Origin of the sequence: Ferruginibacter sp. (assembly GCF_031391665.1) — a bacterium.
Taxonomy (GTDB): domain Bacteria; phylum Bacteroidota; class Bacteroidia; order Chitinophagales; family Chitinophagaceae; genus Ferruginibacter.
Genome location: NZ_JANMUN010000058.1, coordinates 1 through 17,592 on the forward strand (window position 1 = coordinate 1; position 17,592 = coordinate 17,592).

Sequence of the window (17,592 nt, forward strand, 5' to 3'; positions counted from 1 at the left end):
ATCTTTTTTACGTACATCAAAAATGGCATCATACATACTGGGTGCATATTTTATAGCAGCCACATCAAATCTTTCCATTTGATTTTCTACACGGCTAACAAAATTATTCCAGTTCCTGTTTTCTTTTGGGCTCCACAAAACTTCTGCAATAGCAAAAGCCCTTGGCCATGTCATGTATTGCAAATGACGCACATTATATACCTGCTCCGTCCATAAATTGGCCTGGCCGCCTTTAATTAATTTTGCATTGGTGCCTTCGGGTACCGGCTCAAACTGGTAAGCTTTTTTTAATCGTAAGGTTGAATACACAGGAGGTTCAATTACACCATCACCCTGCATATAATCAATGTAAGCAAAATCGGTAGGGCTCATTACAACCTCATGTCCCATTTTAGCAGCTTCAATTCCACCCTTCATACCACGCCAGCTCATAACGGCAGCATTAGGCGCTAAACCTCCTTGTAAAATTTCGTCCCAGCCAATCATTTTTTTTCCTTTTGATGCAATTATTTTTTCAACACGTTTTACAAAATAACTTTGCACTTCATCAAGATTTTTTAAATTTTCTTTTTTCATCAATGCTTTTATCTGGGTACTTTTCTCCCAAAAATTACGGGCTGTTTCATCGCCACCCATGTGTATGTATGCAAAAGGAAACAATTGCGCCACTTCGGTAAAAACTTTATCAATAAAATCAAATACTTTTTCGTTGGCGGGGCAAAGTGTATTATCGAGAGTACCATAAAAATGTTGTCCGCCGCCGGGCCAAATCATAAACTGTTCGCCGGAGTTTACGCTGTATGTTCCGGGTGTGCAGGTTAAATCCGGGTAGGCTGCAATAGCCGCTAAACTATGCCCGGGTATATCAATTTCGGGCAAAATATTTATAAATTTTTCTTTGGCGTATTGCACCAATTCTTTAATGTCTTCATGCGTATAAAATCCACCGTATGTTTTAGGTTCGTTTGGCTCTGGTTTAGAAAATCTGCCGAAGGTTCCTGTTTTATCAACTCTCCAGGCGCCTACTTCGGTTAGTTTGGGCAAAGTTTTTATTTGTATGCGCCAGCCCTGGTCATCAGTTAAATGCAGGTGTAACACATTAAATTTATACTTCGCCATCTGATCAATATAATCCTTCACTTGCGCTACTGTAAAAAAATGTCGTGATACATCCAGCATTAAACCTCTCCATCCAAAACGTGGTGCGTCCTCGATCGTAACAAAAGGAATTGCCCATGCATCTGACAATTTATTATTTTGATTGCTTTCCATTTGTGCCGGTAATAATTGTAATAAAGTTTGCACCCCATAAAAAATACCTGCAGGTGCTGAGGCCGAAATAGTAACACCATTGGCGGCTACCTGTAAACGGTAGCCCTCTGCCGAAATTGATTTATCAGCCGAGAGGTTTAAAAAAAATGAATTCGCTACGGCGGTATTACCTTCTGTTACAGCAACAGCATTACCGGCGGTAGTAAGCTGTTTTGCTAATGAACCCGCTATCTTTTTTAGTTCTTCATTTTTTGTAAAGATGATGGACAAATTATTGGGTAGAATAAAACTTCCATCTCCGGCAATTAATGAAACCGGTTTTGGCACGAGTATATTTTGCAGATTAACAGCAGTGTTTTGTGCAGCTGCAATGGTATTTATAAAGATCAGCAGACTGAACAGCAATTTATTTTTCATACTCAAACTTATTTGTAACACAAGTTAATTATTTGAAACTAACCACAAATAAAAAAGGCTGACAAGTTTTCCTTATCAGCCTTTTTAAAATAGATTTATACGATACTATCCCGGCATGCGTCCAATATATTTTTCAATTTGTTTTATCTGATCAACAATTTGTGGTGTGGTGGGTTTAAAACTTTTTGCTTTTCTAAAAAAATCTTTTGCTGCCCGGAATTCTCTTTTGTTCATCATAATAGAACATAATTGTAAATAAGCGGCGGCATTATTTTCATTATCTGGCAAACCGGCACGTATGGCTTGGCGGATATAACTTTCGCCCTGCTTCATATCGCCTTTTTGAATGCACAGCATAGCCAGTTGTAATTTGTTGGGACCCTCGGTTTGCTTGGTCATGGTACCGCCAAGAGAAAGGCTTTTTTTCATCAGTGTTTCTGCGCCATCATAATCTTGCCCCACCATGGCCAAATTACTTTTAACCGCATAATATTGAGAACGCACCGGCTTTATCAACAACTGCGGAAACCAAATAGTATCCAGCACTTTTTTAGCTTTTTCCATATCGCCATTTTCCATTGGCTCCTGCAACAGGCGCAACGGACCAATAATAAAATGGCCCACTATTAATACCACTCCAATTAAATATAAAATAAATGATGGCCAAAAACCTGCCTGGATATTGGTGAAAATGGCCAGGGCTAAAATTACAATGCCCATCCACAACCGGTACTTAATTATTACATTCAACCACTTCATGTGCTATAAAATTTTGGAGGGCAAAGATAAGGCATGTGTTTAAAAAAGACCATTAGTCTTTAGCATCGTTAATTTCCACCCAATAACCGTCGGGATCCTGCAGCCAGATTTGTTTTACCCCATCCACTCTTGTAGTGATGGCATTTTGCTTGCCCTCCCTGTCTTCAAACAAAATATTTTTGGTTGTCAGCATTTTTGTAAACGCTTCTACCGATGGCACACTAAAGCAACTGTGCTGATTTTTATAATACGTTTTTGCTTCGGCAGCGCCCTGTATTATATGCATTTGAATATGTGGCGCAATTTGCAACCAAATGTGTTTGCCATCTTTAAAAGGCTCTGCAATAGTATCTAACCCAACAATATTTATATAAAAATCGCCTGATTTTTTTAGATCTACCACATAAATAGCAGTATGGTTAAGCCGGGCTTTTATTTGTGCAAAGGAAGAAAATTGCAGTAAACACAACACATACAGTGTACCAATTGCTTTAATTTTTTTCATATTTAAGCTGTTAAAGCATAAATGTAATTAAATTAATGGTTGATTTTATAAAGTGGAAGGTATAAATAATTACTTTTGCCATCCTAATTTTTGGTCCCGTAGTTCAATGGATAGCATATCCCGAACGTTCGGGACTAAACTTTAGAGGGCAAAAAAACTGGTCCCGTAGTTCAATGGATAGAATAGAAGTTTCCTAAACTTTAGATGCAAGTTCGATTCTTGCCGGGACCACAATTTTTGTAGTTTTTTCCAATTTTCATATTTGCCTTTTAAATTATTAGGTAAATTCACTGTCCTACCTACTATGTTTGTCATCAGGGTTGTAATTACAAAGAAGATTTAGAAAACATACAATTTCAACCAAATTCAATCCAGCTTTATCTATTAATCATATTTCATATTATTTTTTTTATTAACTTACACAAGGGAGGCACTGTGTTTTATTTTTACGAACCTGTTTACTACCAACACCACTATTTTTTTTAAGCAAATAATTTTTTATGAAGTTCGGTAATACAGGCAATGAACCTAAAAAATTAAAGAATATACCTGAAGAAACATTGGAACGGATAACCGATGCTTTTGTGGGCCTGGATGAAAACTGGTGTTATACATACATGAATAGAAAAGCCGGCGAAATTTTTGGCCGTAACCCTGCGGATATTATTGGTAAACATATCTGGACCGAATTTCCCGAAGGCATTGACCAGCCTTTTTATAAAGCCTATTACAAGGCAATGGCAGAACAGCAATACATTTACCTGGAAGAATATTATGCACCCTATGATCTTTGGTTCGAAAATCATATTTATCCATCGCCTGATGGTTTATCTATTTTTTTCAGGGATATAACAGAAAAGAAGAAAGCAGCAGAAAGACTAAAAGAAAAAAATAATTTTATTGAAAGTATCATAAATGCATCGCCGGATATTATTTACATCTACGATATTGAGGAAAGAAAAAATATTTATGTAAATGATGGGATACAAATAAATCTTGGATATACTGATGATGATATCAAACAAATGGGTGACAAGGTGATACCCATGTTGATGCACCCTGAAGATTTTGATTACTATCTTGCTAACACTTATCCAAAATATGCAACTGCCATAGATAAAGAGAGCATTATACATGAATACAGGATGAGGGATAAAAAAGGGGATTGGCACTGGCTGAATTGCAAAGAGTCGATTTTTTTGCGAAAGCCCGATGGCACACCCAAACAAATATTTGGTATTACAAACGATATTACCGAACGCAAAAAAGCGGAAGAAGAAATTAAAAAAGAAAAAGAATTATCTGATAAGATCATCAACAGCCTGCCCGGTATATTTTATCTTTCCGATCAAACACCAAGGTTGCTGCGATGGAATAAAGCTTTAGAAAATATTTCAGGATATACCAGCAAAGAGTTAGAAAAAATTGTGCCGGGTGATTTATTTGATCAAGAAGATCATTCAGCATTCCGGCAGGCAATTTTTAAAACTTACAGGGAGGGTTTTGCTGACGTTGAAGTGCGGCTGCTTACAAAATACGGACAAAAAATCCCTTTTTATTTTACCGGTGTGGGTATAGAGTACCAGGAAAAACCAGCCATACTTGGAACAGGTATTGATATCAGCGAACGTAAAAAAGCCGAAGAAGGAATAAAAGAAAAATCCACCCAGCTGCAAACACTCAGCAACAATTTACCTGGTACCATGATGTATCAGGTACTTCGTGAAACAGATGGGGAAATGAACTTCACGTATGTAAGTAAAAGTGTAGCACAATTCGCCGGAAAAACTCCCGAAGAAGTAATTGAAAATCATGCATTATTGCATGGTATTATTCGGGAAGAAGATAGAGGGGTAATTGCTGCGGCAGAAGAAGTTTCTTTCGGGAATATGTCGGTATTTAATGCGGAAGTAAGGTACAATAATTTATTGGGAGAGCAAGGTTGGTTGCATATCCGCTCCATACCCCGTAAGCTGGTTGATGGAAGAGTGATATGGGATGGAATAATGACTGATATTACTGAACGCAAAAAAGCAGAACAGGAAGTAACAAAGATTTATAAAGAAATGGATACAGCCCTTAACCGTATAACCGACAGCGTAATATCAGTTGACAGCGAATGGCGGTACACTTTCCTGAATGATGCAGCACTCACTACACATCCTATGAGCAAAGATGAAACCATGGGTAAATTAATATGGGATGTACATCCCGAACTTGGGGCATCTTTATTTGGGGAAAAATTTAAGGAGGCAATGCAAACACAGGTTGCAGTGGAATTTGAAAGCTACTATGCACCTTACAATATTTGGGTAAATATGAAAGTTTATCCTTCAAAGGATGGGTTGACATTATACTATGAAGATATCAGCGAACGTAAAAAAGCAGAGCAGTCAGTAAAAGATAGCGAAGAAAAATATCGCACACTGGTTGAGCAGGCATCCGATGCCATTTTTATAGCCAATGCTGCAGGCCGTTTTATTACAGTAAACACGAGTGCCTGTAAATTATCGCAATGTTCAGCAGAGGAATTATTGCAGATGTCTATTTACGACTTTGCAATAATTGAAGATATTCAAAGAGAACCTTTTCATTTTGATGAACTGAAACAGGGCAAAACAGTAATTACGGAAAGAGTAATGAAAAGGAAAGATGGTTTAGTATTGAATGTAGAGATTACGGCAAAGCTGCTTTCTGATGGCAGGCTGCTTACTTTTTTAAGGGATATTTCCGAACGCATAAAAACCCAAAACGAAGTCATTAAAGAAAAAAACCTTTCCGATTCTATTATCAACAGTTTGCCGGGCATTTTTTATTTGTATAACGAAGAAGGTAAATTTTTAAGATGGAATAAAAATTTTGAAACAGTTTCGGGTTATAATAATGAAGAAATAAGCAAAATGCACCCATTAGATTTTTTTGATGGTAGCGAAAAGGAATTAGTCAGTCAAAAAATCAACAATGTCTTTATTTCAGGAGCCGATAATGTGCTGGCTGATTTTCTGCTTAAAACAAAACAAAAAATCCCATTTTATTTTACAGGGATAGCTATAGCTTATGAAGATAAACCCTGTCTTATGGGAGTGGGTATTGATTTTTCGGAAAGGGTGAAAGCACAAGAGGAGATTAAACAAACTTCTGAAAAATTGCGGCAGCTTACAACCCATCTTCAAAAGATACGTGAAGAGGAGCGTAAAAGAATTGGCCGTGAAATTCATGATGAATTGGGGCAGCAACTTACTGCCATAAAAATGGATGTTGCATGGGTTAATAAAAAAATGCCGCATGGAAACTCAGATATTAAAACCAAATTAAAAAATGTAATAACACTTTTAGATGGCAGCAACCAATCTATACGAAGAATTTTGAGCGAACTGAGGCCGGATATTTTAGATAACAATGGATTATTAGAAGCATTGGAATGGTTGAACAGGCAGTTTACTCTCAGCACAGGTATTCCTGCCGAGTTTACTACAAATGAAACAGCAATAAAAATAACAGAAGAAATTGCCACTTGTATTTTCAGGGTGTATCAGGAGGCGTTAACTAATATTACCAAGTATGCAAATGCAAAAAAAGTAGTTAGTTTATTCTCCATTGCTGATAATACTATTACAGTTGCTATTGAAGATGACGGAAAAAGTTTTGATGCGGAGGCTGTAAAAACCAAAAAATCGTTCGGTATTTTAGGTATGAGGGAAAGGGTACTTTCGCTCAATGGAAAATTTAATATAGTTGCTGTACCCGGAAAAGGAACAAAAATTATTATCCATATTCCTTTTTGAAGTTTAAAAAATTAAACTTGCATGTATATGAAAATTAAGCGAATTATTTTAGCCGATGACCATAGCTTTATACGTTTGGGGCTTATGCAGATATTGAAAGATGAATATCCGGATGCAGCAATAAAAGAAGTAAGCGATGGCGAATCACTCATTAAAGAAGTTATGTTACAGGATTGGGATCTGGTAATATCAGACCTTGATATGCCAGGCCGCAACGGCGTGGAAGCATTAGAACAAATTAAGTTGATAAAACCTGGTTTGCCAGTTTTAATCCTTAGTATTTATACAAATGAATTATATGCACTGAGGGTGCTTAAGGCCGGTGCTTCTGGCTATCTTAATAAAAATTCTGCCCCCGACGAATTAATAACTGCAATTCAACGTATTACTTTAGGGAAAAAATATATTACACCGGATATTGCAGAAAAATTATTATCCGGGCCGGATACTGGGAAAAACCCACATGAATTACTGAGCAACAGAGAATTTGAAATTTTTAAATTATTGGCTCTGGGAAAAACGGTATCCCAAATTGCAAGAGAGCTTTCATTAGCTGTAACAACCGTCAGTACACATCGTGCCCGTATTATGGAAAAGCTCAACTTATCTACCAATCCCCAGCTTACCCGGTATGCCATTGCCCACCACATTATTTCTGATATAACTTTATAAAATACTTATACAACTTTATCCTTTGCCATCACGTATAGTATAACTACTACAGAGCGTTCTCTGCTACTTCTACTAAAATAAGGTTGCTGCTGCTATTTAATATTATTTGGCATTGCAGGTTCTTTGCAGTAAGAAATAAAACAATAAAAATGGTTGTTCTGGTTGTTGATAGCTCTGTACTGATAATTGAAAGGTTACAGCATATACTTTCAGAAGCAACAAAAGCTACAGCCGTGTATGGTGCTGTTTCTTATAAAGATGCCCTAAGGTTTTTAAAGAAAATTAAGATTGATGTGGTATTGCTGGATAGCAGTTTGCCAGGTAATATGGTGGTGAATTTATTGAATGAGATCAATACAACCGGTATAAAAACAACTGTTATCATGTTAACTTACAGTATTGATTATTATACAGAGAAAAAATACAAATTACTTGGTGCGGCATTCTTTTTTGATAAATACCACGATTTTGAAAAACTACCTTCCGTAATTAATAATATTACTGCGTATAAAAAATGAGAATAAACTGATGGAAAACGAAAAGCACTACAGAGATCTAATTCAAAATTTACCCGAAGCAATATATACCTGTGATGAGACCGGGGTTATTAAATTATATAATAAAGCAGCAGTTAATTTATGGGGCAGGGTGCCTGTTGAAGGTAAGGATTTATGGTGTGGCTCATGGAAAATATTTAATGCAAAGGGGGCCCATTTGCCATTTGATAAATACCCGATGGCTATTGCCGTAAAAGAAAGCAGGACTGTTTACGGAACTGAAATAGTAATACAGCGGCCCGATGGAAGCGTCAGGCATGTTAATCCTTACACCACTCCTTTGTTTAATGCAGAGGGGCAGTTAACCGGGGCGGTTAACATACTAAAGGAGGTTACACAAAAAGAAGATATACAAAAACAGGGCGAAGAAAAATATAAAACATTAATTGAGCAGGCAAGCGATGCTATACTTATTTATTCATTTGATGGAACTATTCATGAGTTTAATAAAAGCTGTTATACTTTATTGGGTTATTCACAGCAAGAATATGCCACACTGAAACTCAATGACATTCTTGTAGGTGATATTATTGTTAACCAGGCAAATTATACAGCAATACTTGCAGGGCATACTAAAACCCTTTACAGATATTTAAAAAGAAAAGACGGGACGCTTATAGAAACAGAAGTAACCGTAAAAATACTTGCAGATGGAAAAGCGATAGCTTTTGCCCGGGATATTACAGAACGCAAAAAAGCAGAGAAAGATTTAGAGCAAATGAAGCAGGAGTTAATGGATCAGAAAATACAGGAACAGAAAAAAATTACCAGGGCAATTATAAAAGCTGAAGAGAAAGAGAGAAGGCATATTGGCGAGGAACTGCATGATAATATTAACCAGATGCTGGCTGGTACAAAATTATACCTTTCTGCAGCTGGTAATAATAATAAAGAATTGAAAGAGCTGGTCCAATACCCAATAAGGTTGATCGAGGATACTATGAAGGAAATCAGGTTATTAACAAGTAAAGTTGTTACCCCAATACAAAATATAGATTTAAAAGAATTAGTTCAGTCACTTCTTGAAGCCCTGGATAAAACGACAGTTATAAAAACTCTTTTTACGTATAATGTAATAAATAATTTTAGAGATGATGATTTAAAATTAAATATTTACCGTATTATACAGGAACAGACAAACAATATTATAAAACATGCTGAAGCAGGCAATATTGAAATTTTAATAGAAGTAGATAACCACATTATTAATATCGCTGTAACAGATGATGGCAATGGATTTGATGTTTGTAAAAAGAGAGAGGGTATTGGAATTTCCAACATAATAAACAGGGTGGAATCTTTTAATGGAAAGGCTGTTCTGAAAAGTTCTAAAGGAAAAGGTTGCGTACTGCAAATTAAAATACCCCTGATTTAACTGAAAAAGCTTGTGCATTTATGACGATATACCGCATAAAAGTAATTTAATCAGAATCGAAATTATAAAAAATATAAACCTTGAAAAATCATCTTTTTCAAATTCAAATCCAGGAAAAACCTTTCAGGCAGTTTAATTAATTCCGGTTGTGATTAATTAGCGGGGCATATGCATTGCTGATTATTACGCCGGGTTAATTATAAATTCGCTCAAACGCATCTTTATATTTTTCCATTATCACCTTTCGTTTCAGTTTTAAAGTAGGGGTCAGTTCACCGCTGTCAATGGTCCATTCGTGGGGCAGCAGTTCAAATTTTTTAACCTGTTCTACATGGTTAAAAAATTTATTAAAGGAGTCGATAAGTTCACGGTACAGGTCCAATACTTTAGGATTATGCACTGCATCTTCAATGGTAGTAAACTTTATACCCTTGTGCTGCATCCATTCTTTTAAATTAGGTACAGAGGGTACAATTAAAGCACCTACAAATTTTTGTTCGGCACCCACAATCATCATCTGCTCTACAAAAGGGCTTTCTTTCATTTTATTTTCTATCGGTTGCGGCGCAACATATTTACCGCCGCTTGTTTTAAACAATTCTTTTTTGCGGTCGGTTATTTTAAGATATTTGCCGTCTTCAAAAACACCAATATCACCCGTATGCAGCCAGCCATCAATTATGGTTTCGGAAGTTAAATCGGGGCGTTTATAATAACCCATCATTACGCTTGGCCCCTTTACGCAAATTTCCCCATCAGCTTCTAATTTTACTTCCTGCCCTTCTATTACTAAACCCACAGTGCCAAATTTTGTTCCGCCTTTTCTGCGGCAGTTTACACTTATTACCGGGCTGTTTTCTGTAGGGCCATAACCTTCGTAAATAGGGATTTGAGCCGCATTAAAAACCCTTAACAACCTTACCTGGCATGCAGCACCACCTGTAATAATACATTCAATATTGCCGCCTAGGGCTTCTCTCCATTTACTAAAAATAATTTTATTGGCCATGGCTAATTGCATATTATACCATGCGCCGCCACTTTTTAAATTATCATATTTACTGCCTAAGTCAACTGCCCAGTCGAACAATTTTCTTTTTACACCGGTTAATGCAGCACCTTTCTCCATAATTTTTTCATACACTTTTTCCAGCAGCCTTGGCACAGTGGTGAATAAATTAGGTTTTACTTCTCTTAAATTTTCAGCAATGGTTTCTAAACTTTCGGCATAATAAATAGATATACCGCTGGTGATGTATATATAAGAAACCATCCGCTCAAAAATATGATTGAGCGGTAAAAAACTTAATGCTTTTGCTCCAGGGTTATCTTCAAAAGGGAAAGTATTTTTTGCATGAATAACATTGGTTACAATATTTTTATGGCTCAGCATTACACCTTTGGGTGTGCCTGTAGTGCCCGAAGTGTAAATGATAGTAGCGCAATGCTCTGGTAAAATACCTGCTTTTACATCTTCTAATTTTACTAAATTTTCGGCAGTTACTACGTCGGTAATTTTTGTCCAGTAATCAACACCGGGCAATTCATCAAAACTGAAAATATTTTTAAGCGTGGGTACACGGTTACGGATATTATTTACTTTATCTAAAATATCCTGGCCACTAATGAAAACATATTTAACGGAAGCATCGTTAAAAATAAACTCCAGCTCGTTAATATTTGTGGTAGGGTAAATTGGGCAAAGAGCAGCGCCAATTTGCTGGCAGGCCATATCAAGCATTAACCACTCGGGCCTGTTTTTTGAAACCAGTGCAATTTTATCCTGGTTTTCTATCGTCATATCGTTGCCGCTTACACCCAATTGCAAAAGCCCGGCGCTTAATTTGTTTACTAAATTTTGTACTTCGCCGGTACTGTAAGTTTTCCATGCGCCATTTTGTTTAGCGGCAAACATGTCATTTTTGGGAAACCTGTTCAACTGATAAGAAATGGAATCAAATATCCTGGAGTTATCGTTCATAAGCAATCGTTTAAACTTAAAATTCCTGAAGAAATTTTATTGAAGTATTGTAATAAAAATATTAAGGCAGTAAATTTTATTTACCCTGATTTTTCAATTTTTCATATTCTCTTTCTGCCATAGTATCGTTATCGGTTTTGTACGCTTTAATAAATTTTAAAACTAAAGCAATACCTAAACCAAACATTACCCAAAGTGGCCAGGGTGTTCCCCTGTTAAATCCATGGCGGCCCTGGGTAAAAAACCACACTGCCCAGCAAATAACAGAAATAACTACAAAACTTATAAGACTGTCCTGAAAACCGGCTCTTTGTTTGGCAAGCTTCCAGAGTTTTTCATCTTTTTGTTCTTCCATAAAAAAATATTTTGAAACAAGATAATGAAAAAAAATATTAAAATCACTGTGGTGTTTTATGATAGAACTGCCCGGCGGGGATTTTAAATATCCTTCCTTTTTGAAAACGGTTGAGTTCGTTGTATTCTGCGGCATTAATAGTGATCCAGTTTTGATAGGCCGGTAAATTTTGTGCTGCGGTAAATATCCACTGGTTGTAAGCTTCAAACATACCTTCCTGCAAAAGCTGGCGTTGCAATTCAAAAAGTTTAAAAGGGAATTTATTGCCAAAATCGTTAAACCAGTCTAATATAAAACGGGTTCTTATCATGGTAAGCGATGCAGTATTAATACCGCTTGATGCCAGGGCACTCTGCTTATTCATAGTTTGTAAAAAGGCCTGCACAAAACTATTTTTTTCGGTATTATTTTTCTCAAGATCAGCATCTGCAAATAATTTTTTATAACTCTCTAATAAAATATTTTTTATTTCGGGAGCAGCAGGGCTTGATGGCTCGATGTTTAAAAATATTTCGCCATACAAAATGCCCCAGGTTTTATCAGTAGTAAAATAATAATGTTTACAGGCGTTATAATAATTTTTTGAAAAGCCGGGGTCGGTTTCAATTCCTTTTTCCCATTGTTTAATGGCACTGTAATCTTTTTGTGCCCACAGTAATTTTCCTAATTCATTATATAAAGCGCCGCTGTTAGGAAATTGCTTTAATCCCCTGCGATAAACTTTTTCACATTCTTTAGGATTATCTAATGCCAGGTAAATATCACCGGCAATTTGAAAACACTGGTCATCAGCGTCGGGCCTCTCTAAAATAGGTTTGTAAATTTCCAGCGCTTTATTATACTCTTTGGCAAAATAATAATTGAGGCCGAGGTCTTTTGCAATTTCAATATTTTTTTCATCCAGCTTTACAGCCCTGTTTAAAACTAAAATGGCATTGGCATAGTCTCCCTGGCGCATAAACTCCCTTGCAGTCTGATGCAGCTGTGCAGCATCCTGTGCAGCTGCTGTTAATGCTGTAAATAAAATAACAACAGAAAGAAAAAGGTTCTTCATCATTTATTAAAGTTATGGCTAAAATAAATACACAAAAAGTTAATGAATAAATCAGGCTTCTGCACCATCAATTAAATGTGTAAGCAACCCATCTCTTAATTTAGGTTCAAACCAGGTGCTTTTGGGCGGCATTACATTACCACTGTCTGCAATATCAAACAATTGCTGAATAGTTACCGGGTGCAAACTGAATGCCACAGCCATTTCGCCGCTGTTTACCCTTTTTTCCAGTTCACTTAACCCACGTATGCCGCCAACAAAATCAATTCGTTTATCGGTACGCTGGTCTTTAATATTTAAAATGGGGTCGAGTATATTATTGCTCAATATGCTGATATCTAAAATACCAATAGGATCTTGGGTGTAAGTATTTTCTTTCGCCGTTAATTTATACCATTGATTATCTAAGTACATACCAAACTCATGCAGTTGTGCAGGTGCCAGTGCTTCATTTATTTTTTCTGCAGAGAAAATTACTTTTATTTTTTGTAAAAATTCTTCTTCTGTTAAACCATTTAAATCTTTTACCACACGGTTATAATCCATAATGTGCAGTTGGTTGGAGGGAAACAAAGTAGTTAAAAAATAATCGGCACCTTCCATTGCGGTATGGCCTAAAGCTTTTCGCACTTTGGCCGCCGAAGCAGCACGGTGATGCCCGTCGGCAATATAACTTACCGGTACTTGGGCTTTAAATAATTCGGTAACACGGGTAATAGTGTTAGCATCATTAATCGTCCAGATGCTGTGTTGTATATTATCATCTGCAATAAAATCATACACGGGGCTGCGGTCATTTTTCCAGTCGCTTATTAATGTATCAATTACATCAACATTTTTATACGCTAAAAAAACATTGCCCGTTTGTGCGCCGGTAGTTTTAATATGATTAATTCTGTCCTGTTCTTTTTCGGGCCGGGTAAATTCGTGTTTTTTTATTAGATCATTTTCATAATCATCTACACTGCTGCCACAAACCAAACCTGTTTGGCTTTTACCATTCATTATAAGTTGATAGATATAATAACAGGGTTTACTTTCTCTGAACAAAATATTGCGGCTTGTAAAGGCATCTAAATTTTGCTTTGCTGTATCATAAACTTTTTGAGCATGAATATCCACATCTTCGGGCAAATCAATTTCGCTTTTGGTGATGTGTAAGAAACTGGCAGGGTTACCCTGAGCTTCTATCTTTGCTTCTTTGCTGTTTAATACATCGTAAGGCCGGCTTGCTACCTGCTTTGCAAATTGTGCTTCGGGCCTCAATGCTTTAAATGGCGCTATTGTTATCATTATTATTAACTGTTAGGGAAGAGTAAAATTAGTGTATTTATTATTGATGGGTTTAAAATGCGGTTTGTTAGTTTTGCTGCAATGTTTTAGCAATGCTGTCATTCCATTTCTCCTGGTTTTGCCGGTTTTTGCTGTGGTCGGTTTCCTCATCATATTTTACCTGCATTGCATGATATTTTTTCATGATGCCGGTAAAAATTGATTGTACCTTTTCGTTTAAACCAGCTTTAAAAAAAACGGCATTGTTAATGGCGTTAATAAATTCTTTTTGGCAAATTAAGCCTATATCAAAATGGCCCTGTTCATGTTTTAATAAACTGGCGGTTTGCGTTCCTTTTTTTACCCACGACTTATTTTCATTAAACATAAGCGTTGCCGAAAATCCTTTAAGTTTTATAGTATCACCAATAAAATCAACTCCTTTAAAACTGTAATTTAATCCCCAGTAAGTATTAGCCTGGTACGGAGAATTTTTATCAGGCTTGCCGCTAAAATCATCCCAGCTAAGTAAACGGTATTTATTGCTGCCATTAATAACTACATCCTGGCAAAATATATTTTTAAAAAAGGCAACAGCAAAAAGCAAACAAATAATTTTTTTCATTAATAAATATTATCCATTTTTTGCTGTAAATTCTTTCATTATCTGCACCAAAACTTCCACACTGCTTAATGGTAATGCATTATATAAAGATGCCCTGAAGCCACCGGATAAACGATGGCCTTTAATACCAACAATGCCATTTTGTTTTGCAAAGCTTAAAAATGAATCTTCTAATGCAGGGTTGTTCATCACAAAACAAACATTCATTTTACTTCTGTCATCGGTCGCAATAGTACCTCTGAATAATGGGTTGTTATCAATTTCGTTGTACAGCATGGCGGCTTTTGCATCGTTAATTTTTTCAATTGCGGCCACGCCACCCTGTGCTTTTAACCAGCGTAAAGTAAGCATGCAAACATACACTGCAAAAACCGGCGGCGTGTTTAACATACTACCTTCTTTAATATGGTTGCGGTAATCCATTATGGTAGGAATAGTACGTTTTACTTTACCTAAAATATTTTTATTTACCACCACCACATTTACACCCGCTGCACCAATATTTTTTTGTGCACCTGCATAAATTAATCCAAAGCTGTTAAAATCCATTGTGCGGCTTAAAATATCGCTGCTCATATCGGCTACTAAAACATTACTGGTGTTGGGTATTTTTTGCCACTGGCTGCCGTAAATGGTATTGTTGGTGGTAATATGAAAATATTTTGCATCGTTGGGTACTGCAAAATCTTTTGGTATGCTGGAATAATTATTTTCTTTGCCGCTGCAAACAATTTCTGCCTTACCAAAAAGTTTGGCTTCTTTAATGGCTTTGCTGCTCCATACGCCGGTATCGGAATATGCTGCGGTTTCTTTATCATCCAGCAAATTCATAGGCACCTGCATAAATTGTGTGCTGGCACCACCATGCAAAAACAATACTTCATGGTCGTTATCTAACTGCATTAATGCTGCAAGCAAAGCCCTTGCCTCATCCATCACTGCCTGAAATGCAGGCGTTCTGTGTCCTAATTCTAAAATGGATAAACCGGTATTATTATAATCTAATATTGCCTGAGAAGCTTCTTCAAAAACTGTTTTTGGTAAAATAGACGGGCCTGCGTTAAAATTATAAATCATAAAAGGAGAAGGCATTTTAAATGCCATTAATAATCAAAAAATTTAAGAGGGGCAAAGGTAACAAAAAGCAAGATTGGTTAATAAACAGTTTCTGATTAACCGTTCGATAATTCAAATCAACCGTTGAATAAGTGAGAAAAAATTACCTGAATGGGGTATTGTATTTAGACCCCTTAAAATGTAATTTTATAAAAAACAAACTGCACCACAATGAAAAAAGCCACCTTACTGCCGCTGTTAATTATTATTTGTTTAACCGGTACAGCACAAAGTGTTGGTATAGGAACTACAGCATTTACGCCAGATCTGAGTGCACAGCTGGAAATACAATCTACTACAAAAGGCGTGCTTATCCCCAGGTTGAACACCACACAAATGACTGGTATTACTTCGCCTGCGCAGGGCCTGCTGGTGTATAATTCTGAAAGGGGTCAGTTGTTTTATTATGAAGCAGGAGCCTGGAAGGCAGTGGCATTAACAGATGATGTTGATAATACCTGGACCAGGAATGGCAGCAGTATTTATAAAAATAATTCTGGTTCTGTAGGTGTTGGTACAACAACCCCCAGTTCGCTTTTCCATGTAAGAAGGGGTAGCGGCGCAGGCGGAGTATTGCCCTTTGGAACCGCTGCCGCTACAATTGAAAACAGTGGCGATGTGGCTTTAAGTTTGCTAAGCCCCAATGCCAATACCAGTTCAATACATTTTGGTTTAAACAGCAACAATTTTGCCGGTGCTATTTCTTTTAACAGTGCTTTTGTACCAAAAGGGTTCGATTTCAGGACAAGGGCTGGCGTAGCTAATATGGTTTTAGATTCGCTTGGCAGGGTGGGCATTGGAGATTTATCGCCTACAAGTAAATTGGATGTAAAGTCCAGCGCTAATTTTAATTTAGCCAATTTTAATGGGGGCAATCAAATGTTTGTAGGTATTTATGAAAACGATTTGTACCGTGGCTATTGGGGTTCATATTCCGGCGCAGCCGAAGATGTTGATTTTAGTACAGGAGCCAGCAACGCTACTGGAAAATTGCATCTTGGCACACAGGCAACTCCACGTTTTAGTATAACAGCAGATGGAACATCACAGGTAGTTGGTTTAAACTTAATGGAATTTGGTGCAGGTGTTGCCGGTAAAGAAGCAAATGCCGGCAAAATTGGTTATAATGCTTTTGGTAAAAGTGCACTAACATTTACAGGTGCCGGAACAACCGCTACAAACCGGGCAGTGTATTTTTATGCAGAGGGGGGTAACACTACCAGTGGGCCAATATATGCAGAAAATCCCAGCACGGGGCAAAGAACTATAGCTATGAGACCTACAGAAAGCGGTGTTGATGGTGCTTCGGTATGGTTGTATAATGCTGCCGGGCAGGTAACTATTGAATTAGATGCCGACTTTGGAGATGGCGATGGCAGAATAATTACAAGAGAGCTGCAAATAAATGGCGGCTCCGATTTAGCAGAACATTTTTCTATAAATAAAAATAACAGCCCGGGTATAAAACCAGGTATGCTGGTTTCTATTGATGAAAAAACCGAAGGCAAATTAAAAATCACCGATGCAGTAAATGATAAAAAAATTGTTGGTATAATTAGTGGTGCCAATGGTATTAAAGCTGGTATGCTGATGAGCCAGCAGGGTACTATTGCAGATGGCGAATACCCGGTAGCATTAGCCGGCAGGGTGTACGTATTAACCAATAAAGAAGGTGGAGAAATTAATGCCGGCGATTTTCTTACTTCATCTTCTGAAAAAGGTGTTGCAAAAAAAGTAACCAATTTTGCAGATACACAAGGGGCTATTATTGGTAAAGCCATGGGCAAAGCCAATGATAAAACGGGCTATGTATTAGTACTGGTTAATTTACAATAACAACAATATTC

The 17,592-nt window shown here is 36.9% G+C and carries 14 protein-coding genes and 1 tRNA gene; 6 read left to right on the forward strand and 9 right to left on the reverse strand.

What is annotated here, in order from left to right; genetic code table 11:
• The 3 genes from ACY651_RS04205 to ACY651_RS04215 all read right to left on the reverse strand — a co-directional run.
• The coding region (locus ACY651_RS04205; RefSeq protein WP_462250021.1) for a beta-N-acetylhexosaminidase at positions 1-1,689 on the reverse strand (1,689 nt) is incomplete at its 3' end.
• Positions 1,690-1,794: 105 nt separating this feature from the next.
• Positions 1,795-2,448: a tetratricopeptide repeat protein gene (locus ACY651_RS04210; RefSeq protein WP_462250023.1), complete on the reverse strand. Its 654-nt coding sequence runs from the start codon at positions 2,446-2,448 to the stop codon at positions 1,795-1,797.
• A 52-nt stretch (positions 2,449-2,500) separates the two neighbouring features.
• Positions 2,501-2,953 (reverse strand): VOC family protein, encoded by a 453-nt coding sequence (locus ACY651_RS04215; RefSeq protein ID WP_462250025.1) that lies wholly within the window; start codon positions 2,951-2,953, stop codon positions 2,501-2,503.
• Positions 2,954-3,112: 159 nt separating this feature from the next.
• Here ACY651_RS04215 and ACY651_RS04220 point away from each other — a divergent pair.
• The 5 genes from ACY651_RS04220 (at position 3,113) to ACY651_RS04240 (ending at position 9,342) form a co-directional block, all read left to right on the forward strand.
• A tRNA-Arg gene (locus tag ACY651_RS04220) sits at positions 3,113-3,184 on the forward strand.
• 269 nt (positions 3,185-3,453) lie between these two features.
• Positions 3,454-6,738: a sensor histidine kinase gene (locus tag ACY651_RS04225; RefSeq protein WP_462250027.1), complete on the forward strand. Its 3,285-nt coding sequence runs from the start codon at positions 3,454-3,456 to the stop codon at positions 6,736-6,738.
• Positions 6,739-6,765: 27 nt separating this feature from the next.
• A complete protein-coding gene (locus ACY651_RS04230; protein WP_462250029.1) occupies positions 6,766-7,410 on the forward strand; it encodes a response regulator in 645 nt (214 codons plus the stop codon).
• 149 nt (positions 7,411-7,559) lie between these two features.
• Positions 7,560-7,928 carry a response regulator gene (locus ACY651_RS04235; RefSeq protein WP_462250031.1) on the forward strand — a complete coding sequence of 123 codons (369 nt, stop codon included), beginning with the start codon at positions 7,560-7,562 and terminating at the stop codon, positions 7,926-7,928.
• Between the two features lie 10 nt (positions 7,929-7,938).
• A complete protein-coding gene (locus ACY651_RS04240) occupies positions 7,939-9,342 on the forward strand; it encodes a PAS domain S-box protein (RefSeq protein ID WP_462250033.1) in 1,404 nt (467 codons plus the stop codon).
• A 193-nt stretch (positions 9,343-9,535) separates the two neighbouring features.
• Here the strand turns inward: ACY651_RS04240 and ACY651_RS04245 are convergent, their stop codons facing one another.
• From ACY651_RS04245 to serC, 6 genes are all read right to left on the reverse strand, one after another.
• Positions 9,536-11,323: an AMP-dependent synthetase/ligase gene (locus ACY651_RS04245; protein WP_462250035.1), complete on the reverse strand. Its 1,788-nt coding sequence runs from the start codon at positions 11,321-11,323 to the stop codon at positions 9,536-9,538.
• Positions 11,324-11,399: 76 nt separating this feature from the next.
• Positions 11,400-11,678 (reverse strand): 2TM domain-containing protein, encoded by a 279-nt coding sequence (locus tag ACY651_RS04250; protein ID WP_462222131.1) that lies wholly within the window; start codon positions 11,676-11,678, stop codon positions 11,400-11,402.
• A 43-nt stretch (positions 11,679-11,721) separates the two neighbouring features.
• A complete protein-coding gene (locus tag ACY651_RS04255) occupies positions 11,722-12,735 on the reverse strand; it encodes a tetratricopeptide repeat protein (RefSeq protein WP_462250037.1) in 1,014 nt (337 codons plus the stop codon).
• A gap of 48 nt (positions 12,736-12,783) precedes the next feature.
• Positions 12,784-14,025: a DUF1015 domain-containing protein gene (locus ACY651_RS04260; RefSeq protein WP_462250039.1), complete on the reverse strand. Its 1,242-nt coding sequence runs from the start codon at positions 14,023-14,025 to the stop codon at positions 12,784-12,786.
• Positions 14,026-14,092: 67 nt separating this feature from the next.
• Entirely contained in the window at positions 14,093-14,629 is a 537-nt protein-coding gene (locus ACY651_RS04265) for a DUF922 domain-containing protein (RefSeq protein WP_462250041.1), read from the reverse strand.
• Positions 14,630-14,638: 9 nt separating this feature from the next.
• Positions 14,639-15,733, reverse strand: a complete 1,095-nt coding sequence (gene serC / locus ACY651_RS04270; RefSeq protein WP_462250043.1) for a 3-phosphoserine/phosphohydroxythreonine transaminase — start codon at positions 15,731-15,733, stop codon at positions 14,639-14,641.
• 183 nt (positions 15,734-15,916) lie between these two features.
• Between serC and ACY651_RS04275 the strand changes: the two genes are divergently transcribed.
• Positions 15,917-17,581, forward strand: a complete 1,665-nt coding sequence (locus ACY651_RS04275; protein WP_462250045.1) for a hypothetical protein — start codon at positions 15,917-15,919, stop codon at positions 17,579-17,581.
• Positions 17,582-17,592 lie beyond the last annotated feature (11 nt).

What these genes read in the sequence shown, in the direction of transcription:
- ACY651_RS04235 (WP_462250031.1), top strand. Translation starts at nt 7,560, where the DNA reads ATGGTTGTTCTGGTTGTTGATAGCTCTGTACTGATAATTGAAAGGTTA.
- ACY651_RS04230 (WP_462250029.1), top strand. Translation starts at nt 6,766, where the DNA reads ATGAAAATTAAGCGAATTATTTTAGCCGATGACCATAGCTTTATACGT.
- ACY651_RS04275 (WP_462250045.1), top strand. Translation starts at nt 15,917, where the DNA reads ATGAAAAAAGCCACCTTACTGCCGCTGTTAATTATTATTTGTTTAACC.
- ACY651_RS04265 (WP_462250041.1), bottom strand. Translation starts at nt 14,629, where the DNA reads ATGAAAAAAATTATTTGTTTGCTTTTTGCTGTTGCCTTTTTTAAAAAT.
- ACY651_RS04250 (WP_462222131.1), bottom strand. Translation starts at nt 11,678, where the DNA reads ATGGAAGAACAAAAAGATGAAAAACTCTGGAAGCTTGCCAAACAAAGA.
- ACY651_RS04210 (WP_462250023.1), bottom strand. Translation starts at nt 2,448, where the DNA reads ATGAAGTGGTTGAATGTAATAATTAAGTACCGGTTGTGGATGGGCATT.
- ACY651_RS04240 (WP_462250033.1), top strand. Translation starts at nt 7,939, where the DNA reads ATGGAAAACGAAAAGCACTACAGAGATCTAATTCAAAATTTACCCGAA.
- ACY651_RS04260 (WP_462250039.1), bottom strand. Translation starts at nt 14,025, where the DNA reads ATGATAACAATAGCGCCATTTAAAGCATTGAGGCCCGAAGCACAATTT.
- serC (WP_462250043.1), bottom strand. Translation starts at nt 15,733, where the DNA reads ATGGCATTTAAAATGCCTTCTCCTTTTATGATTTATAATTTTAACGCA.
- ACY651_RS04225 (WP_462250027.1), top strand. Translation starts at nt 3,454, where the DNA reads ATGAAGTTCGGTAATACAGGCAATGAACCTAAAAAATTAAAGAATATA.
- ACY651_RS04255 (WP_462250037.1), bottom strand. Translation starts at nt 12,735, where the DNA reads ATGATGAAGAACCTTTTTCTTTCTGTTGTTATTTTATTTACAGCATTA.
- ACY651_RS04215 (WP_462250025.1), bottom strand. Translation starts at nt 2,953, where the DNA reads ATGAAAAAAATTAAAGCAATTGGTACACTGTATGTGTTGTGTTTACTG.
- ACY651_RS04245 (WP_462250035.1), bottom strand. Translation starts at nt 11,323, where the DNA reads ATGAACGATAACTCCAGGATATTTGATTCCATTTCTTATCAGTTGAAC.